The 25,656-nt window shown below is 65.9% G+C and carries 22 protein-coding genes; 16 read left to right on the top strand and 6 right to left on the bottom strand.

The features are described from left to right. Positions 1-8: 8 nt before the first annotated feature. Positions 9-827, top strand: a complete 819-nt coding sequence (locus FQU96_RS25080) for an undecaprenyl-diphosphate phosphatase (RefSeq protein WP_146544092.1) — start codon at positions 9-11, stop codon at positions 825-827. A 35-nt stretch (positions 828-862) separates the two neighbouring features. Here the strand turns inward: FQU96_RS25080 and FQU96_RS25075 are convergent, their stop codons facing one another. Together FQU96_RS25075 and FQU96_RS25070 are read right to left on the bottom strand one after the other, a co-directional pair. Then, complete coding sequence (locus FQU96_RS25075) at positions 863-1,975, bottom strand: DUF2252 family protein (protein ID WP_146544091.1); 1,113 nt, start codon at positions 1,973-1,975, stop codon at positions 863-865. Between the two features lie 15 nt (positions 1,976-1,990). Then, positions 1,991-2,737: an arginyltransferase gene (locus FQU96_RS25070; protein ID WP_146544090.1), complete on the bottom strand. Its 747-nt coding sequence runs from the start codon at positions 2,735-2,737 to the stop codon at positions 1,991-1,993. 200 nt (positions 2,738-2,937) lie between these two features. On the opposite strand from FQU96_RS25070, the gene FQU96_RS25065 reads away from it, so the two are divergent. The 10 genes from FQU96_RS25065 (at position 2,938) to FQU96_RS25020 (ending at position 13,643) form a co-directional block, all read left to right on the top strand. After that, positions 2,938-4,470: a PLP-dependent aminotransferase family protein gene (locus FQU96_RS25065; protein ID WP_146544089.1), complete on the top strand. Its 1,533-nt coding sequence runs from the start codon at positions 2,938-2,940 to the stop codon at positions 4,468-4,470. Positions 4,471-4,597: 127 nt separating this feature from the next. Further along, positions 4,598-5,629, top strand: a complete 1,032-nt coding sequence (locus tag FQU96_RS25060) for an ABC transporter substrate-binding protein (protein WP_178130693.1) — start codon at positions 4,598-4,600, stop codon at positions 5,627-5,629. A gap of 3 nt (positions 5,630-5,632) precedes the next feature. Continuing rightward, positions 5,633-6,427, top strand: coding sequence for an ABC transporter ATP-binding protein (locus FQU96_RS25055; protein WP_146544087.1), 795 nt, complete (start codon positions 5,633-5,635; stop codon positions 6,425-6,427). Continuing rightward, entirely contained in the window at positions 6,424-7,170 is a 747-nt protein-coding gene (locus tag FQU96_RS25050; RefSeq protein WP_146544086.1) for an ABC transporter permease, read from the top strand. Before FQU96_RS25055 ends, FQU96_RS25050 begins: the two co-directional genes overlap by 4 nt. Before the next feature lie 15 nt (positions 7,171-7,185). Further along, on the top strand, positions 7,186-8,022 hold the full coding sequence (locus FQU96_RS25045; protein ID WP_146544085.1) for a nucleoside phosphorylase: 837 nt from the start codon (positions 7,186-7,188) through the stop codon (positions 8,020-8,022). A 31-nt stretch (positions 8,023-8,053) separates the two neighbouring features. After that, the gene (locus FQU96_RS25040; protein WP_218574851.1) at positions 8,054-9,079 is read left to right on the top strand and encodes a s-methyl-5-thioribose-1-phosphate isomerase; all 1,026 of its coding nucleotides are present in this window, start codon (positions 8,054-8,056) and stop codon (positions 9,077-9,079) included. Between the two features lie 80 nt (positions 9,080-9,159). Further along, complete coding sequence (locus FQU96_RS25035; RefSeq protein WP_178130692.1) at positions 9,160-10,563, top strand: amidohydrolase family protein; 1,404 nt, start codon at positions 9,160-9,162, stop codon at positions 10,561-10,563. A gap of 46 nt (positions 10,564-10,609) precedes the next feature. Continuing rightward, entirely contained in the window at positions 10,610-11,305 is a 696-nt protein-coding gene (locus tag FQU96_RS25030; protein ID WP_146544083.1) for a class II aldolase/adducin family protein, read from the top strand. Positions 11,306-11,484: 179 nt separating this feature from the next. Further along, on the top strand, positions 11,485-11,940 hold the full coding sequence (locus tag FQU96_RS25025; protein ID WP_146544082.1) for a thiol-disulfide oxidoreductase DCC family protein: 456 nt from the start codon (positions 11,485-11,487) through the stop codon (positions 11,938-11,940). A 5-nt stretch (positions 11,941-11,945) separates the two neighbouring features. Further along, positions 11,946-13,643 (top strand): SDR family oxidoreductase, encoded by a 1,698-nt coding sequence (locus FQU96_RS25020; protein ID WP_178130691.1) that lies wholly within the window; start codon positions 11,946-11,948, stop codon positions 13,641-13,643. On the opposite strand, the gene FQU96_RS25015 is transcribed toward FQU96_RS25020, so the two are convergent. Then, entirely contained in the window at positions 13,618-16,041 is a 2,424-nt protein-coding gene (locus FQU96_RS25015; RefSeq protein WP_146544080.1) for a penicillin acylase family protein, read from the bottom strand. The two genes, FQU96_RS25020 and FQU96_RS25015, sit on opposite strands and share 26 nt — an antisense overlap. 484 nt (positions 16,042-16,525) lie before the next feature. Here FQU96_RS25015 and FQU96_RS25010 point away from each other — a divergent pair, with 484 nt between their 5' ends. Beyond that, the gene (locus FQU96_RS25010; protein ID WP_146544079.1) at positions 16,526-17,530 is read left to right on the top strand and encodes a 2-dehydropantoate 2-reductase; all 1,005 of its coding nucleotides are present in this window, start codon (positions 16,526-16,528) and stop codon (positions 17,528-17,530) included. 53 nt (positions 17,531-17,583) lie between these two features. Continuing rightward, the gene (locus tag FQU96_RS25005) at positions 17,584-19,104 is read left to right on the top strand and encodes an acyl--CoA ligase (RefSeq protein ID WP_146544078.1); all 1,521 of its coding nucleotides are present in this window, start codon (positions 17,584-17,586) and stop codon (positions 19,102-19,104) included. Between the two features lie 24 nt (positions 19,105-19,128). On the opposite strand, the gene FQU96_RS25000 is transcribed toward FQU96_RS25005, so the two are convergent. Next, on the bottom strand, positions 19,129-20,034 hold the full coding sequence (locus FQU96_RS25000) for a LysR family transcriptional regulator (RefSeq protein ID WP_146544077.1): 906 nt from the start codon (positions 20,032-20,034) through the stop codon (positions 19,129-19,131). A gap of 139 nt (positions 20,035-20,173) precedes the next feature. Here FQU96_RS25000 and FQU96_RS24995 point away from each other — a divergent pair, with 139 nt between their 5' ends. Genes FQU96_RS24995 through FQU96_RS24985 form a run of 3 tightly spaced genes read left to right on the top strand, consistent with a single transcriptional unit; the run spans position 20,174 to position 23,720 of the window. Further along, entirely contained in the window at positions 20,174-21,883 is a 1,710-nt protein-coding gene (locus tag FQU96_RS24995; protein ID WP_146544076.1) for an FAD-dependent monooxygenase, read from the top strand. Continuing rightward, positions 21,880-22,755 carry a VOC family protein gene (locus tag FQU96_RS24990; RefSeq protein ID WP_178130690.1) on the top strand — a complete coding sequence of 292 codons (876 nt, stop codon included), beginning with the start codon at positions 21,880-21,882 and terminating at the stop codon, positions 22,753-22,755. Before FQU96_RS24995 ends, FQU96_RS24990 begins: the two co-directional genes overlap by 4 nt. Then, positions 22,752-23,720: a tripartite tricarboxylate transporter substrate binding protein gene (locus FQU96_RS24985; protein ID WP_146544074.1), complete on the top strand. Its 969-nt coding sequence runs from the start codon at positions 22,752-22,754 to the stop codon at positions 23,718-23,720. The genes FQU96_RS24990 and FQU96_RS24985 overlap by 4 nt, the downstream gene beginning before the upstream one ends. A gap of 9 nt (positions 23,721-23,729) precedes the next feature. Here the strand turns inward: FQU96_RS24985 and FQU96_RS24980 are convergent, their stop codons facing one another. Continuing rightward, a complete protein-coding gene (locus FQU96_RS24980) occupies positions 23,730-24,596 on the bottom strand; it encodes a DUF2189 domain-containing protein (RefSeq protein WP_146544073.1) in 867 nt (288 codons plus the stop codon). 189 nt (positions 24,597-24,785) lie between these two features. Next, entirely contained in the window at positions 24,786-25,631 is an 846-nt protein-coding gene (locus tag FQU96_RS24975) for a CmcJ/NvfI family oxidoreductase (RefSeq protein ID WP_146544072.1), read from the bottom strand. Positions 25,632-25,656 lie beyond the last annotated feature (25 nt).

Raw genomic sequence — 25,656 nt, 5'->3', positions numbered from 1 at the left:
AGGTCCGCATGGATGTGATCATCGCGCTCAAGGCCCTGTTGCTGGGCGTCGTGGAAGGACTCACCGAATTCATCCCGGTGTCGTCCACCGGCCACCTGATCCTGATGGAAGAGGCGCTGGGCTTCGAAGGCCCCAAGGGCAAGGTATTCGAGATCGTGATTCAGCTCGGTGCCATCCTGGCTGTGTGCTGGCTCTATCGTGTCAAGATCTGGCAGACGGTCGCCGGCGTATTGAGCGGCGACAGCGTGGCCAGGCAGTTCGCCGCCAACGTGGTGATCGGCTTCCTGCCTGCGGCCGTGATCGGCGCGCTGGCACACGGCGTCATCAAGAGCGTGCTGTTCAACCCCTGGGTTGTCGCCGTGGCGCTGGTGGTGGGCGGCTTCGCCATCCTGCTGATCGAGCGCGTGGCGCCGCGGCCTTCGATCAAGGCTGTCGATTCGCTGGATTGGAAGACGGCGCTGGGCATCGGATTCTGTCAGACCGTGGCCATGATCCCCGGTGTCTCGCGCTCGGGTGCCACCATCATGGGGGCCCGCCTGCTGGGCGTCGATCGGCCGACGTCGGCCGAGTTCTCGTTCTTCCTGGCCATACCCACGATGCTGGGCGCCACCGTCTATGACGTCTACAAGAACTGGTCGACGCTGGGGGCCGACAGCGACGGCATCGTGCTGATCGCGCTGGGCTTCGGGGCCGCCTTCGTCGTTGCCATGATCGTGGTGTCGCGGTTGATCACGTTCATCAGCCGCTACGGCTTCACCCCATTCGCCTGGTACCGCATCGCGCTGGGCATCGTGGCGTTGGCGCTGCTGGGCCTCCACGCGATCTGACCCCCTGAGAGCGCGGCGGCCCGCCCGCTCAAAGCTCAACTGCTGAACGCCAGGTACTCGGTGCGCACGGCGGAGGCCATCTTCTCCGCGGCGTCCAGCAACCAGCCGCGGCCATAGTCCTTGAGGTAGGTGTCGAGCGTATCGCGGCGGTCGCCGACCCCGGCCTGCACGGCAGCGAGGTCGCGCCCCATCGCCCATAGCATGTCGGCGGCCAGCAGAGCCGACAGATTATCGTCGACCTCGATCTTGCGGTTGTTGGGCGACAGTCGGCGCACGACCAGATCGCCGTGCTGGGCGAACCACGGATCAGGCGCCCGGAAGCGGCCGGTGGCGATCTCCTGGCAGCGAATGCCGGCATCGGGGCGCCCCGGCACACGGGTCCAGGCGGACGGCGTGACGGCCTTCACCTCGCGCACCACCGATGCACCGCGCCAAGGGACAGTCCCGACCAAGCGCAGGCGACCGAGGCTGCCCAGGCCGGCGACGCGGCGCAGAATCAGCAGCGGCTCGGACGGCTCGGGAAAGGCCGATTGGAGGGCGGCGGCGAAGCGCGCGGGTGGATCGGGATGGCGGCGCAGCTTGTCGATGCCGCGCCAGAAATCGGCGCGGTCCTTCTCGGGTACGACGACCGCCTTACGGAGCCACTTGTACTCGCGCTCGAGGACCAGCGGCTCGGGTGCCGCCAGGCCATCGCGGTAACCGTTCAGGATCTGACCGCAGACCTCGCGCGCCGGCATGTCGCGCCGCCCGCGGGCCAGCAACGCACTGGTCGCCAGCCGCACCAGGTCGAGGACGAACGGCATCTCGGCCGCTTCGTCGTAGTCGTTGATACCCCAGACCAGGCGGCCATCGTCATCGCGCCAGGTGCCGAAATTCTCCAGGTGCGTGTCGCCGACCGCCAGAACCGTCGGCGCGTTGGCGAGTTCCGGGCAGACCTCGAACACCGTCTCGGCCCAGCGCCAATAGGTGGCACGCAGGAACGAGAAGGCGCTATCGCGCATCTTGGCATGCTTGCGATCGAGATCGGTGGGGGCGAAGCCGTCGGGCAACTGGGTACGCAGCCAGTCCTCGTAAGCCCGCGTCGATTGCGTGATGCCGGTCAGCCCGCCACGCCACGACTTGCCGAAGGGCCGCTCGCGTCGAGGCATGGTCGACCGTGCTGCCTAGAGGGTGTCGTCGTCGTAGCCGTCGGGATCGAACGGCTCCCAGCCGGCGGTGCCCAGCGCCTCCAGCGGGCGATAGCGGGCCTTGTAGTCCATCTTGGTGGCGCCCGATATCCAGTAGCCGAGGTAGACGTAGGGCAGGCCGCGCCGGCGTGCCTCCTCGACCAGCCACATCACGATCTGCACACCCAGAGCCCGGCGGCGCAGGCGGGTGTCGAAGAAGCTGTAGACGGCCGATATGCCGTTGCCGAGCCAGTCGGTGAGGCAGGCGGCCACCAGCCGGCCATCCTCGCGCAGCTCGACCAGGTGGGTGTCGACCGGGCTCTCCTCGATCATTGCCCGATAGTCGTCGAAGTCCATCTCAGCCATGTCGCCATCGCCGTGACGAGCCGCCACATAGCGCGAGAACAGGGCGAACTGCTCGCTGGTCGCCATCGGTGGTACCACGGCACCGCTCACGGCCTGATTCGAGCGCCAGGTCCGGCGCTGCGAGCGGCTGGGGGTGAAGGTGTCCACCGGGATGCGTACCGGCACACAGGCGCTGCAGGTACCGCACAGCGGCTTGTAGACATAGTGGTGCGAGCGGCGGAAGCCGGCGTCGGTGAGCTGGTCGTGGATGTCGAGCGCGTCAGGGCCGCCCAGCTCGGTCACCAGCTTGGTTTCAAAGCGATTGGGCAGGTACGGGCAGCGCAGCGCGGGGGTCGTGCGGAAGAAACGCAACGGTACCGTGGTCTGCCGGATGAACATCGAGTGCCGCACCATCCCATGGGAGCCAGGCAGCCGAAGACCGGCCACCCTGAAACTGTACCTATTGCGTGGGCGGTGGGCGAGTCCCGCGTGGTGGTGGACCACCGTGCCGACAGGCGGACTGCGCAAATTTCTTGCGCGTGCGGGTAGTCACCGTATGAAGATAGGCGGCTGCAATAAGGCGCTGGGGCGGGCCGGTGGTGCAAACGCGACGTCAAACAGGACAGCCGGAACCGGTCGCGACCTGGCCAGGCACCCGGAACCGCCGTCAGCCTCCGGTTGCCTGGGAGCGGATCCTGGCGCCGCTTGATCGCCAGGACCGCGCCCACATCCAGCTCATGCAGGCGGTCATCGATGCGATCGAGGGCAACCGGGTGCCGCAGGGTGCCCGCCTGCCGTCCGGCCGCGACCTTGCCCGTATGCTGGGCATCGGGCGCAATACGGCGATGGCCGCCCTGGCTGGGCTGGTCGAGCAGGGCTATCTCGTTGCCCGTGAGCGGTCGGGTGTCTTCGTGGCCGATCGGCCGCCTGTTCCGGTCGCCCGCCCACGCCAGAACCGGAACGAAGGGCTGCACTGGCAGCGCCGGTTGGGCACCGGGCCCGTCGCGGAGCCGGAGACCGCCGGTGCCGACGCCGGACCAGGGCCGCGCTATTCGTTCCTGTACGGCCAGTTGGACATGAGCCTTTTCCCCGCCGCGCAGTGGCGGGAGTGCGAGCGCGCCGCCCTCAGCGTACTCGAGATCGCGCGGTGGGGGCGCGACATGGTCGACGAGGACGATGCCGAGCTGGTCGAACAGCTGCGCAAGCACGTTCTGCCGCACCACGGCATCTGGGCCCGTCCGGATGAAATCATCATCACCCTGGGCGGTCAGCAGGGGCGCTATCTGGTGGCACAGCTGCTCAGCCGGCAGGGTACCCGGGCGGGTATCGAGAACCCGGGCATGCCGGATATGGCGGAGATCCTGCGCCTGACCGGTGCCGATATTCGGCTGCTGGCGCTCGACGAGGACGGCCTTGTCCTGTCGCCGCAGCTCGATACCTGCGATGTGGTTTACGCCACCGTCGGCCATCAGAACCCGACGACGGCGACCATGCCGTTGGCACGGCGGCAGGCGCTGCTGGAGCGCGCGGCAAGCCGGGACTTCGTCATCGTCGAGGACACGTTCGAAACGGAATTCCTCGGCGATGCCGCGATGCCGCCGGCACTCAAGAGCCTCGATACCGGCCATCGCGTCGTCTACATCGGCAGCCTCTCCAAGCTGGTGGCGCCGGGCCTGAGGGTTGGTTTCGTGGTGGCGCATCCTGTCGTCGTCCGCAAATTGCGGGCTTTGCGGCGGCTCATGCACCGCCATCCGCCCGGCAACAACCAGCGGGCATTGGCGATCTTCATCAAGCATGGCCACTACCGGGCCTACCTCCGTCGGGCAGCAAGCGAACTCGGCCGCCGTTCGGCGGCGATGGCGACCGCCCTCGACCGTTGGCTGCCCGATTGCCGCTGGCGGCATTGCGCGGGCGCATCGAGCTTCTGGATCGAACTGCCCGCCGGCACCGACGGGCGTCGACTGGTGCAGGCGGCGGGTCGCGTCGGTGTGTCGATCGATTGCGGTGACCGCTTTTTCCTCGGCGCCGATCGACCGACGCATTTCCTGCGGCTGGCGGTATCGACAATGAACGCCGCGCAGATCGAAGCCGGCATCCGACTGCTCGCCACGGCACGCACTGACGCCGGCTGACAAAACCGATTCTGGCTCCGGCGATTTGCGGCGACTGGTTCTTCTTCGGCCAGGCCGTCCCCGATAGCTTCGGTTCGTTTCCGGGCTGCACCAAGACAACCGAACAATGACGACGGGGAGACGGCCGATGACCGGACCGGGTTTGAATCGCAGACGCGTGCTTCTGTCGGCCACGGGCCTGGGGCTCGCGGGCGGAGCACTGACGTCGATCGGCGGCTTGAACGCGCAGGGCCAGACCAAGATCCTGGTCCAGTACGACTGGCTGATGGGCAACGGCCAGATCGGCGACATCGTCGCGCAGAAGAAGGGCTTCTTCGCCGAGGAGGGCCTTGCCGTCACATTCGGTGCCGGCGGTCCCAATGCCCAGACATTGCCGCCCGTTCTTTCCGGCCAGGCGCAGATCGGCGAGTTCTCCACCACGTCGCAGGCGCTCGTGGCCTACGGCGCCGGGCGCCCCATCAAGCTGTTCGCTTGCGGCTACCAATACTCGCCCTATGCCTACATATCCTTGCCGCGATCGCCGATCCGCCATCCGCGCGACCTCGTGGGCAAGACGGTCGCGGTCAACCCCAACGGCCGCTTCACCCTCCAGCTGATCATGGCGCTGCACAAGATCGATCCGGCCCAGGTGCGCATTGTGACCATGGGGGTCGACATGACGCCGCTGATCGCAGGTCAGGTCGATGCGGTGACCGGTTTCCTGACGAACACAAAGGCGCTCTCGGTCCTGGGGCCCGATCGCGTGGTCATGACCTCGGAGGATGCCGGCGTCACCAGTTACGCCAATCCCTATTTTGCGTCTTCGGAGACCTATGAAAGCCAGAAGCCGGCGCTTGCGAGGTTCGTCCGCGCCGCCGCCAAGGGGTGGGGCTGGGCTTATGCCAACCGCCAGGAAGCGGTGGCGATCATGTGCGACGCCTATCCCAATCTCGAGCGCGACGTTGAACGCGACACCGTCGACATCGTGATGGGCATCGCCTTCAATGGCGCCACGAAAGCGCACGGCTGGGGCTGTTTCGACAATGCGCGGATCGCGCGGCAGATCGAGATCTTCGGCAGCGCCGAAGGTACTTTCAAGACCCGCGTCCCGGACCTCGCTGGCTTTGCGACCCAGGAGATCCTCGAGCTGACGTCTGCTGCCCGCCCGCGGCTGGGATAGATCATGAACCAGGAGCAGGCGATCGAGCTCACCGACCTGGAGGTGAGCTTTGAAAGGAATGCGCGTCGCATCACGGCGTTCACCGGCGTCTCGCTGCGGGCTGACGCCGGGCGGTTCGTGGTCCTGATCGGGCCATCGGGATGCGGCAAGTCGACGTTGCTGCGCGCCATTGCCGACCTGCTGGCCGTCGGCGCGGGCAAGGTGCACGTTTTCGGCAAGGCGCCGGCGCAGGTGCGCGAAGCGCGTCGCATCTCATTCGTGTTCCAGGACGCAACCCTGCTGCCATGGCGAACCGTCCTGGAGAATGTCCGCTTGCCGCTCGAGGTCGGCAACTGGCGGCAAGTCGGCCGTCCGAACCGCAAGCCGGAAGACCTGATCCGTCTGGTTGGGCTGGCCGGCCGCGAGGATGCGTTGCCGCACGAACTGTCGGGCGGCCAGAGACAGCGTGTTTCGATTGCGCGGGCCCTGGTGACCAACCCCGACATCCTGCTGATGGACGAGCCCTTCGGCGCGCTGGACGAGATCACGCGGGACAGGTTGAACGACGAACTGCTGCGGATCTGGCGTGAAACCCGCACGACGATCGTCTTCGTCACCCACAGCCTGTCGGAGGCGGCGTTCCTGGGGCAGTCGGTCGTGGTGATGGGCGTAAATCCGGGCCGAATCATCGAAGAGATCGACCTCGACGCGCGGAAACCCGATAACCGCATCGACAGGGCCACCACCGAGTTCTTCACCATCACGTCCGAGCTGCGCGCCATTCTCGAGCGTGCCTATGGCGATACGGCACGCTCATGAAGTCTGCAACCTGGCTGTGGCCAATCAGCGGTGCGGCCTCTCTGTTCGCCCTGTGGTGGGCGGTGATCGTTCTGTTCGAGGTGCGGCCGTTCATTGCGCCCAACCCGGTCGCGGTCGTCGGCGCACTGTGGACCAATCGGTCGCTGCTGTTGAGCAACCTGATGCCGACCGCGATGGAGGCACTGTGCGGGTTCTTCGTGGGCAACTTCATCGCCGTGACGCTGGCCACGATCTTCATTCACAGCGCGACATTGCGGCGGATGTATTTCCCGGTCGCCGTGATCTTCAACACCATCCCCGTGATCGCGCTGTCGCCGGTCCTGATCCTGTTGTTCGGTGTGTCGATCGCGTCCAAGATCATTATTGCTGCGGTGATCTGCCTGTTTCCGACGCTGGTGAACATGATCCGTGGCTTCGAGTCGGTGTCGGCTTCCGAGCTGGAACTGATGCGCGTGATGTCGGCCAGCCGCCGCGAGGTGTTCTTCCGCCTGCGCCTGCCGCGATCACTGCCGTTTCTTTTCGCGGCGCTGCGCATCGCCTGCACGACCAGCGTGATCGGTGCCATCGTCAGTGAGTGGATCGGTACCGACACCGGCATCGGTGTTCTCATCATCCAGGCAACGTTCGATTACAGGACCGAGCTGCTCTATGCCGCGATCGTGACGTCATCGGCGTTGGCGCTCGCCATGTTCGGAACGGTCGCCTTGCTTGAACACGTGTTCGTCCGCTGGCGGACAAACTGAAGGGGCTTCAGAACGATGACCACATCCCAGTCGACGGCGACCGCCACCAGCGGTGACCAGCGGCGGCTGTCCGCCCTGGCGGCGCTTGATCTGCCACGCTACGTCCTGCTGCCGGGTGACCCGGACCGTATCAAGGTCATGGCCGAGCAATGGAATGACGCCAAGATCATCGACCTGCCGCGCGGCTATTGCGCGGCTGTTGGAACCTACGAAGGCGTGCGCATCGGCGCGGTCTCGACCAGTATCGGGGCACCGTCGCTGGAACTCGTCTTCACGGACCTCGCCCGGCTCAACGTCGACACGTTCATCCGTGTCGGTACCACGGGGACCCTGCACGCCGACATCGCGACCGGGTCGCTGATCATCAATGACGCCGCCGTACGGCTCGACGGCACGACTCATCTCTATGTGCGGCCTGAGTTTCCCGCGGCGGCATCGCATGAGGTGACATTTGCCCTGGTTGACGCTGCCGCCGCGCAAGGCCTGACGTTTCGCGTCGGCACCGGCGCGACGGCAGGCTCCTTCCTCGCCGGCCAGGGGCGTCCGGCATTCAAGGACTACAGGTCGCCGGAAGGGGATCGGATCTTCGAGGAAATGAAGCGGGCCGGGGTGCTCAATTTCGAGATGGAAACCGCGGCACTCCTGACCCTCGCGCGCCTCTACCACCTGCGGGCGGGCGCGGTCTGCTCAGTCATCGCGAACCGGATATCCGGCGACTGGGGTGACAATGGCGGCATCGAGCGCGCCTGCCGGGTTGGCGCTGAAGCCGTGCGACGCCTGGCCGCGTGGGATGCCGCCGGCGTTCGATCAGGCCGGGCGACGCTGACGCTCGAGGTGATGAAGCCCGTGTGAGGTGGAAGCCGCCCACCTCAGGAGTTGATAAATGCCGCTGACCGATATCGCTTTTCCGACCATCGTACGCAGAGGGGTGCTGCTTGAAAGCGACCGGGTACGCATTCTGGATCGCCGCGTGTTTCCCCTGAAGGAACAGTTCGTCGACTGCCGGACCCACGAGGAGGTCGCGGTGGCGATTGAAGACATGGTCACGCAAAGCGGCGGTCCGTTCTTTGCCGCCAGCGCGGGCATGGTCCTGGCCGCGCGTGCTGCCGAACGAAAGAAGTCGGCGCGCGAGCGTCTGGATGAAATGGTCAGCGCGGCGGAGCGTTTGCGTCGCACGCGGGCAACCAACAACGGCATCCGCGTGGCGGTGTCCGGAATGCTGGAGGCAGCGCACAAGCTGGCCGGTGAAGGCGATTTCGCCGCCTGTCTCGAAGCGGAAATGCGCGAGATATGGAACTGGCGCTGGGCGCGCAGTCGTCGGCTGGGCGAGCATGCCGCGACGCTCGTTGACGACGGCGACACGATCCTCACCCACTGTTGGGCTGAAACCAGCTTCATCGATACGCTGGCCGCAGCATTGCGCCAGGGTAAGCGGCTGCAGGTCATCTGTACGGAAACCAGACCCTACCTGCAGGGATCGCGCCTGACGGCACACAGCGTTGCTGAAATGGGCATCGATGTCACCGTGATCACGGACAACATGGCTGCGCATGCCATGGATCGCGGCATGGTTTCGCGGTTCATGACGGCGGCCGATCGCGTCACACTCTCCGGTCATGTCATCAACAAGGTGGGCACGCTTCAGCTCGCCATCGCGGCCCGCCACTTCAAGTTGCCTTATATCGCCATGGTGCAGGCGCCCGACTCCAAGGCGGCGTCACCCGCGGACGTCGAGATGGAGGAGCGTGACGGCAAGGAAAGCCTGATGTGCCTGGGCATGCCGACGGCGTCGCCGCTGGCGCGCGGCTGGTATCCCGCGTTCGATGTGACGCCGCCCGATTTCGTGACCGCGATCGCGACGTGTGACGGTGTTTTCGGCGCGTCGGTCCTGCGCGCGCACTTCTCGTGATGGCCGCCGTCATGCGAGGCGCTCACTCGAAGACAATCTGTATCCGCGGTGGATCCATATGGACCGGCAGTGATGTGCCGGTGCGCGGCGGACTCTTCATCGTGGGAGACCGGATCGAGCGGTTGCTGTCGCCTGCGGATGCCGATGCGGCCAGTGCGTCCGCCGACGAGGTCTTCGACGCCGCGGGCATGCTGGTCATGCCGCCCTTGTTCGACGGCCATGTCCATTCGACGTCCACGCTTCTGCGGGGAACCGAGAATTCTTTTCCCCTGGAACTATGGTCGTACTACGCGATCAACTACGGACGAGCCTTCACCGACCGCTGCGTGCGGGCCGCCGTGATGCTGACCGCGGCGGAGATGATCCGCAACGGCATCGGCGGCTACATCGATCATTTCCCGCAAACCCGGTTTGCCCATGTCGCCCTGGAGGCACATGTCGCCAGCGGATTGCGGGTCGGCTTTGCCCCATTCTTCGCCGATCTGGCGGACGAGGACATCCTCGGCATTCCACTCGATGCCGACATCATGCGACGGCTCTCACCGCTGGCACCCAGGAGTGTCGAGGCGGTACGTGACATGTACGTCGACCTGCATGCGTGCACCCGCGTGAATGATCGGGTGCGGCTTCTACTGGGGCCCAACGCACCGCAGCGATGCTCCGATCGCCTGTGGCACCTGTGGCTGCAGCTTCGCGATGAGCTCGATCTCGGCAGCCACACCCATGTGCTGGAAACGTCACCGCAGGCCGTTCACGCCCGCAGAAGATGGCCGTCCGGCATGGTGGCCGAACTGGAGCGCGTGGGCCTTCTCGATGCCCGGCTGTCGATCGCGCACGCGATCTGGCTCACCGGTGAAGACCGCGACCGCTTGGCCCGCCATGGCGTGACGGTCGTGCACAATCCGGCCAGCAACCTGATGCTGGGGGCGGGGCGTTTTGACGTCCGGGCGTCTCTTGATGCCGGCATGGCGCTCGCCCTGGGCACGGATTCCTCCAACACCGGCGGCCGTCATGACGTGTTCGAGATCATGCGCCACATGTTGACCGCGCAGCGCACACCCGGATCCGATTTCGGGCGCTGGGTGAAAGCGCCTGATGTGATCCGAGCAGCCTGTGAAGGCGCCCGCGCGCTGGGGCCGCAGGCAGCGCCGGGCCGCCTGGCGGCCGGCATGCCGGCCGACCTCCTGGTCATTGATTTTGCCGATGGTGGGCTTGCCGCGGCGCCGATCAGCCTGGAGTCCGTTGTCGTTCATGGCGATGCACGTTCGGTCAAGGCCCTGATGGTCGGCGGCGACTGGCTGCTGAAATCCGGCCGGATCGAGGCGTTCGACGAGGCCGCGGTTCTTCAAGAAGCGGCCGCGTGCGCGACCGAGTTGCGGCAGGTGGCCCAGGACGCGGCAGACATGCTCGCGAGCCTGCACGGGCCATATCAGGGTTGGCATGCATCCGCATTCGGGGCCTGCCCGACGTGCGGCGGATCGTGATGCGACGTGACCTGTCGGGCGTTGCTTGAAGCAGGGAAGAGAAGACATGGCTGGCGACAATGATGAACTGCGCAATGCGGTGATCGAGACCTGCCGGGCGATGAACGGCCTGGGTATCAACAATGGCACATCGGGCAACGTCAGTGTGCGCGTCGAGGATGGTTTCCTGATTTCGCCGACCGGCATCGCCTACGACAGACTGGCGCCGGGCCTGATCGTTCACATGCGCATGGACGGCACATTCGATGGTGACGTTCTACCCTCCAGCGAATGGCGCTTCCATCGCGACATCCTGCTGACACGATCCGATTTGAACGCCATCGTGCACACGCATTCGACGCATGCCACCGCACTCGCGATCATGGGTCTAGCGATTCCGGCACTGCACTACTCAATCGCGGCGGTCGGCGGTCACACTATCCGCTGCGCGCCCTATGCGACCTTCGGGACCCAGGAACTGTCCGATGCCGCGCTGGGGGCAATGGAAGGCCGTCGCGCGTGTCTGCTGGCGCATCACGGCGTGATCGCGGCTCACGGTGATCTCGCCCGTGCCCTGTCTCTGGCGGTATTGGTCGAGGAACTGGCCAAGCAATATCTGCTGTGCCGTTCAATCGGGGATCCGCCGGTGCTCGACGATGCCGAGATCGACCGGGTCCTCGTCAAGTACAGGTCGTACGGCCAGCAACGCAGTGCCCAGGATACAGCTGTCATCCCGAGCGCAGCGAGGGATCTTTTGAAGTGACGCACGACGGGTGCGCCTGCATCGAAAGATCCCTCGCTGCGCTCGGGATGACGATCCTGAGTCACACGCCAGCGACAGTCGGTACGAGCGGCGCCGCCAGGCGCGCAATCGTGCGACGAAGTAGCGCCTCGTCGGCGTGCCCGCGATAGGCGACGCTGCCTGCAAGAACAGGAAGGGATATGGGCAGATCGCGCACGGTGCCGCCCGATGGCCAGCCCGTTACGGTGGTCCTGCCGGCCGGCGGGCCGGTAATCTTGTTCGACGGCGTCTGCAACCTGTGCGCCAGCTTCGTACGCTTCGTCATCACACGCGATCCGGCCGGCGTCTTTCGTTTCGTGCCGGCGCAGTCGGCCCTGGGGAGCGCGATCTTACATGACCTCGGGATGTCGACCACTGCGTATGAAAGCTACATCCTGATCGAGTCGGGGCGTGCCTACTTCAAGTCGGGTGCCTATTTCCGCATCGCCGCTCGTCTGCGCCAGCCCTGGCCGTTGACGCGCGTCCTGCGGGTTTGCCCGCGGCTGCTGCGCGACTGGGCCTATGACCGGATCGCCGCCAACCGCTATGCGTGGTTCGGCCGTCGCGATACATGCCTGGTGCCGAGCCCGGATATCGTCGCGCGTTTCCTCGGCTGATGGCGATGGCGAGCTTTCGCGTCGTTGTCATCGGCGGCACGGGCGCTTTCGGCGCGCGCGTTTGCCGGCTGCTGGCGCATGACCCCGGCATCGCCGTCGTTATTGCCGCGCGCAGCAAACAGCCGGCAGTCGCGCTGGCGGCGGAGCTGTGCCGCCAGCACGATCGCCACGATATCGTGGCGGCAACACTCGACGTTGAGGCGACGGACTGGGCAGACAACCTCGCGCGCCTGGGCGCGGACGCTGTCATCCATACCGCTGGGCCGTTCCAGGAGTCGGACTATCGCGTTGCCGAGGCCTGTATCCGGCTCGGTATCCACTATGTCGATCTGGCCGATGCGCGCGCGTTCGTCTGCGGCGTTGGCGTACTCGATGCCGCGGCGCGACAAGCCGGTGTCCTGGTGGCATCCGGTGCCAGTTCGGTGCCGGCGTTGTCGGATGCCGCCATCGACCATCTGACCGAGGGCCTGTCCCGCGTCGACACCATCGACATTGCCATTACGCCGGGCAACCGCGCGCCGCGGGGGCGAGCGACCATCGCGGCTATCCTGAGCTATGTCGGGCATCCGGTGCGGCTGTGGCGGGGCGGCACCTGGACCGACGGTATCGGCTGGCAGGATCTGCACCGCCGTGTTCTGGCGCTGCCCGACGGCGCCGGCCTGGGAAAGCGCTGGTTCTCGCTGTGCGACGTTCCCGACCTGGCGCTGTTGCCCGCGCGCTATGACGTGCGCGAACGGGTAGCGTTCCACGCCGGCCTGGAGTTATCGATCCTGCATGTCGGGTTGTGGCTGCTGTCGTGGCTGGTGCGCTGGCGTTGGATTGCATCGCTGGTGCCGTTTACGGGCATCTTGCGCTGGTTGGCCGATCGGGTGCGCGGCGTGGGAAGTGATCGTGGTGGGATGCTGGTGGACGTCGCCGGTCGTGGCGCCGGTGGCCGGGCGATCACGCGGCGTTGGCGCCTGATGGCCGAAGCAGGCGATGGGCCGTGGATACCGGCACTGGCCTCGGTCGCATTGGTGCGCAAGCTGTCACGCGGCGCCCTCGAAGCGCGGGGCGCTGTGCCGTGCATCGGCTTGCTGACGATGGAGGAGATCCTGGCCGAGGCCCAGGGCCGAGCAATCCATTGGGCGACGAACGAGGCGCAGCCACTCTACGTGCATAGCATCGGTGACGCCTATGACTCATTGCCCGCGCCGGTCGCCAGGTTGCATGATGTCGCGGCGAGTGCTGTCTGGCGTGGGCACGCCGACGTTGACGGGGCAGATGGTCCACTGGCGTGGCTTGCCGCACGTGTATTCCGCTTTCCGGCAACCTGCCGCAGCGTACCGGTGAACGTGGCTTTCAGCGTCCGTGACGGCGTTGAGACATGGCATAGGACTTTCGGGAAGCACGCGTTCTCATCACGCCAGCATGCCGGTCGAAGGCGTGACGTTATCGTCGAACGTTTCAGTATTGCGGCCTTGGACATGCAAGGTGTTGCTTCTCCGACAGGCATCGAGTTCTTCTTGCGCGGCGGCAGGGTATTGGGTGTTCCGTTGCCACGCTTTTTGCTGCCTCGTATCGCTGCCAGCGAAGGGATGGACGCCGAGGGCCGCTTTCGCTTCGACGTCGAGATCGGCCTGCCCGTGATCGGACGTCTGGTGCACTACCGCGGCTGGCTGGCGCCGGCGGATGATGTCACTTCGGCGGCGGCACCAGGCTGATGGTACCGATGCCCTCGCGCTGCAGTCGGAAACGGTAGCTGCCGTCAATCCGCAGATAGTCGAAGGCGCGCCACCCGGTCACGAAGTTGGCGTACCAGGGCGACAGGAAGTTGCCGGACTGCCCCAGCGGGATCGCGAAACGGCTGTTGTCGAGATCGTCGAAATCGTAGATCGCGCGCAGGCCGGCGCCATGCACGTCGGCATACGGTTCGCGCCCGTCACGGAAGGCAGGGGATGCCCGGTTGAGGGTATGCATGCCGCCATCGGCCGGAAAGCGAATCGACGCGACGTCGCGCAGCAGCGGTATCGGGTCGAACAGGGCGTGACGGTGTGTTGCCTGATGTGCATCGCCCCAGCGCCATGACTCCATCGTGGGGCCATAGCGTTTCTGCAGCTCATCCAAGGCCATGTCGAGCGCTTTGGATATCGCTTCCGGGCAGGTTTCGGCACGGGGTGTGGTGACGTCGTCACACCATTGCGGATGGTCGCGCAGGATTGTGACCAGGAAGGCAATGTTGGGCGAGGCGTAATCCTTGAACAGCGCCTCGCCCAACTCGTCGGCATAAAGCACACGCTGCAGGGCACGCAGCCAGGCGGTGTAGATCAGCGGTTCGGCCCGATCGGCGAGCATCCGCCGGTTCCAATGCCGTAGCAGCTCGATGGCATTGGCCTGGCGCGCATCGCGTGGTGCTGCGGCAAGCAGGAACGGCAGCGTGTCGGCGGTGTCGGGCGAGAACGTGTCCTCCTGGATGGCGATCATGCTGCCGATCGCGTGCTGGCCGGCTCCCGACAGCAGGGCGTTGGCCCGTCGCTGCCGGTAAGGTTCGGCCCACTCGCGGCTGATGAAATGGCGGAAGTTGCCGGGCACCAGCCGCGCATTGGCATTCACGATGATGCCGCCCGGCGGATTGTAGGCACGGGGTAGTTCTTCGAACGGCACGAAGCCTGCCCAGTCGTACTCGCCGGTCCAGCCCGGCACCGGCAGGAATCCGTCGCCCTTGCGCCGGATCGGCACCTTGGCCGGTGCGACGAAGCCGATGTTGCCGGCGGTGTCGGCATAGACGATGTTCTGCATCGGCGAGACGATCTTGCGGGCAGCCGCCAAAAACTGGTCCCAGTCGCGCGCCAGGCCCAGTTCCAGGAACCCTTCGGCCGACGTATCGCCGGGGTCGAGCGCCGTCGCCGACAGCGCCAGCACGTGACCACCCTCGATCTCCACCGTCTTCGGATCGAGCACGTCGGAGATCACCGGGCCGTGGCGGGTCGTGCGCAGGCGGATCTTCACCTGATCGCCGAAGCGCACGTTGATGTATTCCTCGCGCGCGTTGAACGGTCGGCTGCCGTCGGGCGTCAGGTACTTGCCGGGATCGCCGGGATCGACGCGCTCGACGAACAGGTCCTGGCTGTCAAGGTTGGTGGTGGTGAAACCCCAGCCGATGCGTCCGTTGTGGCCCAGAACGACGGCAGGCGAGCCCGGCGAGGTCGCACCACGGATATCGAAATCGGGCCCGACCAGCCGTGCCAGGTACCAGATGCCGGGCGCGTTCAGGCCCAGGTGCGGGTCGTTGCCCAGCAGCGGCTTGCCGCTGCTGGTGTGTGCACCGGCGACGACCCACTCGTTGGAGGCTTCGCGTTTGCGGGTCAGGTCGCTGTCGGTGATGCCGAACAGGCGGTCCAGCGGCAACTTCAGCAGTGCATCGCCCAGGATCGACAGCGTCGACTCGCGATCATCGCCCAGCTGGGGAAACATCTGCAGCATGCGCCCTTCGCCCACCTTCTTCATCAGGCGGGCGCGGAACAGTTCGGCGCGCCAGTTGCCGTCAAGGCTCAGCGCCATCAGCTTGCCCCAGACCAGCGAGTCGGCGGGCTGCCAGGGTTCCGGCGTCACCTGCAGCAGGGTAAATTCGGGTCCGAACGAGCCTTTGTGAGAGGCGATGTGCGCGTTGACGCCAGCGGCGTAGGCCTCCAGCAGCTTGCGCGAGCGGGGTGAGAGAGCATTCAGACTGTCCTGGGCTCGGCGGTAGACGCCCAATGCACGCATGGTGCGGTCGATATCGACCACGGCTGTGCCGGCGAGCGCCGGCGGCAGGACTTCCGACAGCCGGCCTGCGCCGGCGCGCCGCATCATTTCCATCTGCCATAGCCGATCCTGGGCATGCACGTAGCCCAGGCCGAACATCGCATCCTCTAACGAGCCTGCGAAAATGTGCGGGACGGCGTTGCGGTCGCGCACGATATCGACCGTCGCCTGTGAGCCGACGACGCGCACCGTACCGGCATAGTCGGGCAACGATGTGCGCAGATGGAAATAGAGACCGGCCAGCAGGGCCAGCAGGAACACGACCCCTCCGGCCAGGAACCGGCCACCCACCCGGGCAATCGCCGCCAGCACTCTCATGCGGAATGCTGCCCGCGACGCAGGCTGGCACAATATGACTCGATGGTGAACGCGTCCATGCCGCTCCTCTCTGGCAAGCTGTCTTAGCCAAAGGGGGGAGGCCAGCGCAATCACCGTCTCAGCCTTTTGCCGGCCTCAGATGGATGTCCCAGGAGTAGTAGACCGACAGCGCGAAGCCACAGGTGATGATGACGGCCGCAGCGCCGGTGCCGGAATGTGCCGCGCCACGGCGCCTCCGCGGTAACCACCGATCAGGCCGCCGACCATCATCACCAGCGTACCGGGCCATGAGACCGCACCGGAGACAACGAAGATCGCCACCGCCGGCAATAGCGTTGGCGGCAGCGGCCAGAAGTGCTGCCGATGGCGCCACGATCGCCCCGTCGTCATAAGTCAGATGCCACAGCAGGGCTTTAGCGGGCGTCCCTGACGTGATTAAGTGCGGCGCAGGCGCGCGTTGCGCGCCGTGCGACCGGGAGCCGCGATGAAGATTTGTGTGGTAGGCGCCGGGGCCATTGGCGGGTTGCTGGGAGTCCGGCTGGCCGAGGCTGGCGAACAGGTGACCCTGATCGCGCGTGGTCCGCATCTGGCGGCAATCCGCGCCAATGGTCTGCGCCTGATCGGCGAGGACGGGCAGGAGACCGTGGCCAAAGTGGCGGCGACTGACAAGATTGCCGAAGCCGGCGAACAGGATCTTGTGATCCTGGGCATGAAAGCGCACCAGGTGGCCGCCGTCGTGCGCGACCTGCCGGCCCTGTACGGCGCCGATACCATGGTGATGACGGCGCAGAACGGCATCCCCTGGTGGTACTTCATGAAGCAGGCCGGCGCCCACGAGGGCACGCGGCTGCAGTCAGTCGATCCTGGTGGCGTCATCGCCGACAACCTGCCGATCGAACGGGTCATCGGCTCCGTGGTCTATCCGGCGGCGGAGATCACGGCGCCGGGTGTGATCAAGCACATCGAAGGCAACCGGTTCTCGGTCGCCGAAATCGACGGCAGCGAGACGGCGCGGATCAAGGCGGTGTCGGATGCCCTGCGCAAGGCAGGTTTCAAGGCGCCTGTCATCTCCGACATCCGGGCCGAGTTGTGGACCAAGCTGTGGGGCAACCTGAGCTTCAACCCGCTGAGCGCGCTCACGCATGCGACTCTGGTCGACATCTGCCGCTTTCCGCTGACGCGGGACCTGGCGGCGAAGATGATGCAGGAGGCGCAGGCCGTCGGCGAGAAGCTCGGCATCCGCTTCCGGGTGTCGCTCGAGAAGCGCATTGCCGGTGCCGAGGCTGTCGGCGCGCACAAGACCTCGATGCTGCAGGATGTCGAGGCGGGGCGCGTCATCGAGGTGGAGGCACTTGTCGGTTCGGTCGTCGAACTGGGCCGCATCACGCAAACGCCGACGCCGCACATCGATGCGGTCTACGCCTGCACCAGCCTGCTGGCCGCCTCGCTGCAGGCGGGCAAGGGGCGGCTAAGGATTGAGCCAGCGTAACACCTTACGGGCCTTCGGACCCGCAATGACACCAATGATCGAGAGGGCATGACATGACGCGAGTATCGACACTGCGGGAACTGCTGGCCAAGGGCGCCGATGCCGACGTGGCGATCGCGGCACCCGGTATACCGCCGCTCTCCTATGCCGGTCTGCGGGCACTCGTCGATCGCAGCCTCGGCGTGCTCAATGGCATGGGTATCGGTCGCAACGATCGCGTAGCCATCGTGCTACCCAATGGGCCGGAGATGGCAACGGCCTTTGTCGCGATCGCCTCGGGTGCCACGGCCGCGCCTTTGAATCCCGCCTATCGGGCCGACGAATTCGAGTTCTACATGTCCGACATCAATGCCAAGGCGCTGGTGGTCGACAAGGGCAGCGAATCGCCGGCGGTCGCTGTCGCGCGCAAGCTCGGCGTGCCGGTGATTGAACTCGCTGCGGATCCGGCGCAGGGCGCCGGGTCGTTCACGTTGGGCGACCGCGCCGGCGGTGATTCTGTCAACAATGGCCGCTATGCTGATCCGGACGATGTCGCGCTGATCCTGCACACGTCCGGTACGACATCGCGGCCCAAGATCGTGCCGCTGGCCCAGCGCAACATCTGCGCATCGGCCGGCAACATCGCAGAGACGTTGCGGTTTAGCACGGGCGATCGCGGCCTGAACATCATGCCGCTGTTCCATATCCACGGCCTAATGGCGGGCTTGCTGGCGCCGTTCTCGGCCGGCAGCTCGGTGTTCTGCACAACCGGATTCAATGCCTTGCGCTTCTTTGCCTGGATGCAGGAGGCCAAACCGACCTGGTATACGGCGGTGCCCACCATGCACCAGGCGATCCTCACGCGCGCGACGCAGAACAAGACCATCATTACCCAAACGCCGCTGCGGTTCGTGCGCTCGTCATCGTCGTCGCTGCCACCGCAGGTCATCGCCGAACTCGAAGCAACGTTCAATGCGCCCGTCGTCGAGGCCTATGGGATGACCGAGGCCTCGCACCAGATGGCGAGCAACCCGCTGCCGCCGGCTACCCGCAAGCCGGGGACTGTGGGCGTCGCCGCTGGCCCCGAGATCGCGATCATGGACGAAGCGGGCACGCTGCTGCCGGCCAACGCGACCGGCGAGATCGTGATCCGCGGCGCCAACGTCACGGCCGGCTACGAGAACAATCCCAAGGCCAACGGCGAAGCGTTCACCGGCGGCTGGTTCCGGACCGGCGACCAGGGCGTCATGGACGGCGAGGGCTACGTCAGCATCACCGGCCGGCTGAAGGAGATCATCAACCGCGGCGGCGAGAAGGTCTCGCCGCGCGAGGTCGACGAAGTCCTGATGGACCACCCTGCCGTGCAGCAGGTGGTCACGTTCGCCATGCCGCACGACAAGCTCGGCGAGGAGGTCGCCGCCGCCGTGGTGCTGCGCGAGGGCAAGAACGTCAGCGAAAAGGAACTGCGTGAGTTCGTGGGGGGCCGCCTGGCGGCATTCAAGGTGCCGCGCAAGGTGGTGTTTCTGCCCGAGATCCCCAAGGGCGCGACCGGCAAGCTGCAGCGTATCGGGCTGGCGGCGAAACTCGGGTTGTAAGGCTTGTGGGGGCGCGGCGACTCTCTACGAGAGCGCCGCGTCCTTGAGAATCCCACGCAGCCAACGGTGGACCGGGTCGCGGTCCTGACTTGCCGTCCAGAATGCCGCGATCTCGATGTCGGGTACCCGCAGCGGCGGTTCGAGTAGCCGGATCGCCGCCATGGCGGTGAAACGTTCGGCGAGCTTGCGGTGGACGAGGGCGATGCACTCGGTTTGCGCAACGATCTGCGGCAGCAGCATGAAATTGGGGACAAAGACCACGTTGTTCTGCTGCACGTGCTGACGATGCAACATGGTCTGCTCGAAGCTGGCTGCGTTGCCGTCGCTGACGCGAAAGGTTGCATGCGGCAGGTGAAGGTATGTCCGGCGGTCGAGGCTTTTGCCGATACCGGGGTGTCCACGGGCGGCGATGCAGACCATGCGGTCGCGAACGAGGGGCATGGCCCTGACGCCGGGCTGCCGGCTGATGCCGAGATCGGGCGCCAGCAGAAGGTCGATCTCGCCCATCCGCATGCGCGCCAGGTAGCTGGCCGGAATGTCGATGAACTGAACTGAACAGCGCGGCGCATCGCGGGCGATCCGGTGAACGACAGCACCAGCCAGCAGGAACGACACGTAGTCGGCGGTTGCGATGACAAAGCGTCGCTCGAGCTTGCTTGGATCGAAGGTTGGCGCCGCGACGACATGCTCCAGCGCCGCCAGTGCTTCCTCCAAGGGAGCGACCAGCCGCTGCGCGGCTTCCGTCAACTGCATGCGGCGGCCGGCCATGACCAGCAGGTCGTCCTGCAGGAGCACGCGAAGCCGGCCCAGCGCCGCACTGGTTGCCGATTGCGTCAGGCCGAGCCGCTCGCTGGCACGCGTCACGTTGCGGGTTCGCAGCAGTTCGCGCAGAACCGGCATCAGATTGAGATTGATGCGCCGCAGGTTCATGTCTTCCTCATAGCAAGCCGGGTGATGCAAGAGGGATGAGGTATTTATCCAGTTGATACTACGATGACGACTTTGGATTTCCCGGGCAACTGTCCCGGGAGTACGTCCGGCGCCGAGGAAACGAGATCAAGGCGCTGCGATGAGCACAGTTCGGCCCGCGACCACCGCATATGATTGCGATGTCCTGATCGTCGGCGCTGGGCCGGTCGGTTTGACCCTGGCGATGGATCTCGCCACGCGCGGGATCTCCTGCCGTGTCGTGGAAGCCCGTCCGGCCGATGCTCCCGCCCATCCGAAGTGCAATACGACCAGCGCGCGCAGCATGGAGATCTTCCGCCGGCTGGGCGTGGCGCAACAGGTGAGACAGGCCGGTTTACCGGCGGACCATCCTGGTGATATCGCCTATGCAACGCGCTATCTCGGCCACGAACTGGGCCGCATTGCGATGCCGTCGTGGTCGCAACGGCATCGCGGCGAGGACCGGGCACTCGATGACGCCTGGCCGACGCCGGAGCCACAGCACCGGATCAGCCAACTATACCTCGAGCCGGTTCTGCGCACCCACGCCAGCAGTGTGCTGGGCGTGAGGGTCGACAGTGACTCCGAACTCGTTGCATTGACGGATCGCGGCACCGATGTCGAAGCGGGCCTGCGGCACCCCGGCACCGGCGAGCGGCGCTGGTTGCGGGCGCGGTTCGTGGTGGGTTGCGATGGCGCTCGTAGTGCGGTGCGCAAGGCCATCGGCGTGAAGCTTCACGGCGACGACAACCTGTCCCGCACGCGCTCGGTCTTTCTGCGCTCTCGCGACCTCAAGGCGCGTCTGCCCCGGGCGTCGGCATGGATGACCTGGATCATCAATGGCGAGCGGCGCGGGAATGTCATCGCGCTGGACGGCGATTCGCTCTGGCTGTGCCACTGCACGCTGCGACGTGACGAAGCGTTCGGTGCGGTCGATACGCGCGCCGTGATCGATCAGGTTCTCGGCGCATCGGTGGACCTCGACGTGATCGCCGCCGAGGACTGGACAGGACGCCGCCTGGTGGCTGACCGGTATCGGGTCGGCAACGTCTTCCTCGCCGGTGACGCGGCGCATCTCTGGATTCCCTATGGCGGTTTCGGCATGAACGCCGGCATCGAAGACGCCGTTTCGCTGGGCTGGATGTTGGCCGCCGTCATCAAGGGCTGGGCAGTGCCGGCGCTGCTCGATGCCTACGAAGCCGAGCGTCGTCCGATCGGGGAGCAGGTGTCGCGTGCCGCCCGACAATTGTTCGCCAACCAGCAGGCGGTCAAGTTGCCGGATGCGCTCGAGGCCGACGGCGCGGCTGGCGAACGGGCGCGCCGCGACTTTGGCGCCACGTTGCTCGCAACCGAGATCCAGCAATTCAATCCTGTCGGTCTCAATTTTGGGATCGTCTACGCGGGCTCGCCGGTCATCGCCTACGACGCGGCACGGCTACCGGTGTTCGAGATCGACCGGTATGTACCGTCGACGACGCCGGGTTGCCGGGCGCCGCAAGTCCAGCTGCGCGATGGTGCCTGGCTGCATGACCGCTTCGGACCCGATTTCACCCTGGTCGTTCACGGCGAACTGCAGAGCGCCGCTGTGTTCCGGGTGGCAGCGCAACGACATGGCCTGCCGTTGACAGTGATCGATATCAGCGCCGAACCACAGGTCGTGGCTCTCTACGATCAGCCGCTGGTCCTGGTGCGTCCGGACCAACGCGTTGCCTGGCGCGGCCAGGACCTGCCGGCAAACCTGGAGGCGCTGATCAATCGGGTGCGTGGCGTTGCTGGCCGCGATGCCGCCGGCGAGGCCAGGCACCCCGTTTCGACAGGAGCATGCCCATGACGCGTCTGGGGTATATCGGCATCGAGGCGTCTGATGTGCCGGCGTGGGCGGCGTTCGCCCGTGAGATCTGCGGCTTCGACGTCGAGGCCGTGAACGATGCATGCGCCTTTCGGTTCGACGAACGGGCGCGGCGTATTCTCGTTGTTCCCGGCGTCCGGGATGACTTGGCCTTCGCCGGCTTCGAGGTCGACTCCGACGGGGAACTCGACCAGCGGGTCGCCCGGCTGCGTGACGCCGGCATTTCCGTGTCCTCCGGCAGCGATAGCGAGGCGGCGTTGCGCGGCGTGACACGATTTTTCCGCTTCTGCGATCCCAACGGAACGCCGTTTGAGCTTGCCGTTGAGGTACAGTCGGCGCCAACGCCGTTCCGCTCGCCGTTGGTCGAAGGTGGCTTCGTGACCGGCGATGGTGGCCTGGGACACATCGTGCTGGGCACAACCGACCTGGCGGCCAGCGAAGCCTTCTGTGCCGATTTCCTCGGTGCCGGGATTAGCGATCACATCCACGACAAGATCGGCCCCATGTCGGTCACCGTGGCATTCCTGCACCTCAATCCGCGCCACCATTCGATCGCGTACGCCGGCCTGCCGGTATCGCTGCCCAAGCGGCTCAACCACGTCATGGTCGAAGCCGCGACGCTGGAAGATGTCGGCCTGGCCTACGATCGGGCACGCGCCGCTGGCGTGCCGATTTCCCGCACGCTGGGACAGCACCCCAATGACCGCATGGTGTCCTTCTACTGCCGCACGCCATCGGGTTTCGATCTTGAATTCGGCTGGGGTGGCGTGCGGATCGACACGCAGCCGTGGACGCCCGGCCGGTTCGAACGGTTCAGCACCTGGGGGCATCAGCCAGGTGGGCAGCAGTCATGAAGATCACGCGCATGGTGATGCTGTGGTCGGCGATGCTCCTGGGTGTTCCGGCTATCGCCTCGGCGCAAACCTGGCCCGACAAGCCGGTGCGGATCATCGTGACGGCAGCGACCGGCTCGGCACCTGACGTCATGGCGCGCCTGCTGGCCGACCAGCTGAGCCGATCCTTTGGGCAGCAATTCATCGTCGACGCGCGCGGCGGTGCCGGCGGCAACATCGCGTTGGGCGCCCTGAAGCGCCTGCCCGGCGATGGCTATGCGCTGGGCGTCGTGCATGCCTCGGCGATTACCGTCGCACCGCACACGATGAAGGAGATGCAGTACGACTTCGACAGGGACTTCGTGCCCGTCGCGTTGGTGGCGCGGGCACCGTTGATGATGGTGGCGGCGCCGCACGCACCAGCCCAGACTCTGCCCGACGTGTTGGCCTTGGCCAAGGCACAGCCGGATACCGTGACCGTCGCGGTTACCGGTATTAACTCGGTACCGCATCTGGCGACCGAGATGCTTGTTCACCGCAGCGGCGGCAAGTTTTTCACTGTCGCCTTCAACGGCAGCACGAACGCCATCTCGGCTCTGCTGAGCCGAGATGCGATGTTGATGACCGACGGTGTGGCCGCGCTGGCCTCGATGGTCGACGCCGGCAGGCTGAAGCCGATCGCCGTTTTCTCGCGCCAGCGGCTGGCGCAGTATCCGTCAGTGCCCGCTGTTGTCGAAGCCGTACCCGACATGGTGGTCGACGGCTGGTTCGTGCTGGTGGCGCCGCGTGGCACGCCTGATGATGTCATCCGTCGCCTGGCGGCAGAAATCGGCCGTACCGCATCCGCGCCTCAGATCGCGGAGCGGATGGGTACGTTGGGGATGTACCCCGACACTCTATCCGGTCCGGCGCTCGTACAGTTCATTCGGTCCGAGCAGGACCTCTGGCGCCGGATTGCGGACCAGCTCGGTGTTCAACGGCAGTAGATGCGTGGATCAGCGTGGCACCATTTTCCGGTAGAGATGCCATGTCGCGTGTCCCAGCACGGGCATCACGATGATCAGGCCGATGAACAGCGGGATCGATCCCAGCACCAGGCCACCGGCGACGATCATGCCCCAGGCCGCCATGGTCGTGGGATTGGCCTTCACCGCGCGGATGGAGGTGCCGACCGCCGTGTCGAGTGCCGTGCCGCGATCCAGCATCAGGGGGAATGACACGACGCTGATCGCCAGCACCACCACGGCGAACAGGAAGCCGACACCGACGCCGATCACGATCATGGTCCAGCCGGCACTGGTGGTGAGCACGTCGCGTGCGAACGCCATGAATGAGGCCGGCGGCTCCGGGCCGAGCGTCATATCGTAGATCTGCTGCGCCGCGAACAGCCACAGGCCAAAGATGCCGACCAGCAGCAGGCCCAGCACCATGATGGCGCCGAAGGCGGGCGAGCGAACCACGCCGAAGGCATCAGCCCAGCTGATCTCGTGGCCTTCTTCACGCCGCTTGCTCATCTCGTAGAGACCGACCGCCGCGACGGGGCCGACCAGCGCGAAGCCCGAGGCCAGCGGGAAGAGCAGCGGCAGCATGTCCTGGCCGAAGGCCGCGCGTGCCAGCACGAGACCGATGATGGGATAGACCAGGACGAGGAAGATCACATCGGTGCGGAAGGCGCCGAAGTCGTTGAGCCCCTTGGCGAGGGCCTCGCGCAGGTCGGTCATGCCGATGCGGGCGACGGCGGGCGGCCCAGCATGGCGCGTCTCATCAGCACCGCCGACGGCGTGGAACGTTGTGCCCAGCACATGTCCCAGACCCTTCAGCGAGTCGTTGGCGTATTCAATCGGATTACGGATAGTGGCCATAGGCGATCCTCCCGAACAAGGAGTTCGAGGGGCCGTGGACGATCCGTGGCTTGACGGTCAATCCGGCCGCCGGTCACGCACATCCGCGACCTGACTGCTGGCGAGCATAGCCGGATCCGGACCGCCTGTCACATGTCGATACGGACACCGGGAGTGTCGAAAGGATACGCCCGGTGCCGGCCGCCGTTGTCAGGACGTGGGCGGAAACAGCACGAGGGTGCGGGCCTCGATGCTTTCCCGCGGCGGCGCATCTGATGGTGCCGTGGGATCGTCGAAGGCGCCGTGAGCCGTGAACCGCGCGCGCCCGTCGGTCGCCGAATCGTAGCATTTCAGAAACAGCACTTCGTCGCGGCGCATCTGAGGGTAGTAGAACCAGCGCTGCGTCGATCCGTGTTTCACGGCGTAGGTCTCGCCGATTCGGTCGAGGAAAATCAGGTCGCTGGCGATGAAGTCGTCCTGCGTCAGCGACCGGGCGTCGGCCACGGCCAGCGGCGCGTTTTGCACGGGCCCACGGATGGGACGCCAGACGTTGACGATGGCGAAACGGTTCTTCACCCGCGCCAGCGCTTCGTCAGGCGGCAGCAGATCGAACAGCCGCTTGGGTGCCGACGTCAGGGTGTAGTCGTTGTGCACGCGCGTGACCGGCTCGCGGGTGTCGCTGTCGCCGCGCGCCGCACGGGCTGCGTTGCGCACGTTGTGATCAAAAACGACGACCCGTTCGGCGCCGGTCGCAGCGAGAACCAATCGCTCGACCTCGGGGTAATATGTGGCCCGCACTTCGGCGTCGTCATAGAAATCGCGGACCGACGTGGTGCTGGGTGCCAGGGCGAAGCCGGCGCTGTCGAGGGTTGGCGCTTCGTTCAGTCGACGCGCGTCGTGCACCGCCACGTTGTGCGCGCTGTAGGTCGCGTTGCGCCATGGCCGTCCCACGGGCGGTTCGTACGTGTACGAAAACGGTTTCTCGTTCAGCGGATCGATGAAGGTGATCGCTGCAACGACGTGCCCAGTGTCGGCGGCGCCGCTGGCTACAGTCATGGGTTTCCTCCGGGATGACGACTGC

This window comes from Reyranella sp. CPCC 100927 (genome assembly GCF_007859315.1).
GTDB lineage: Bacteria > Pseudomonadota > Alphaproteobacteria > Reyranellales > Reyranellaceae > Vineibacter.
This window is presented reverse-complemented; position numbering and strand designations above follow the sequence as displayed.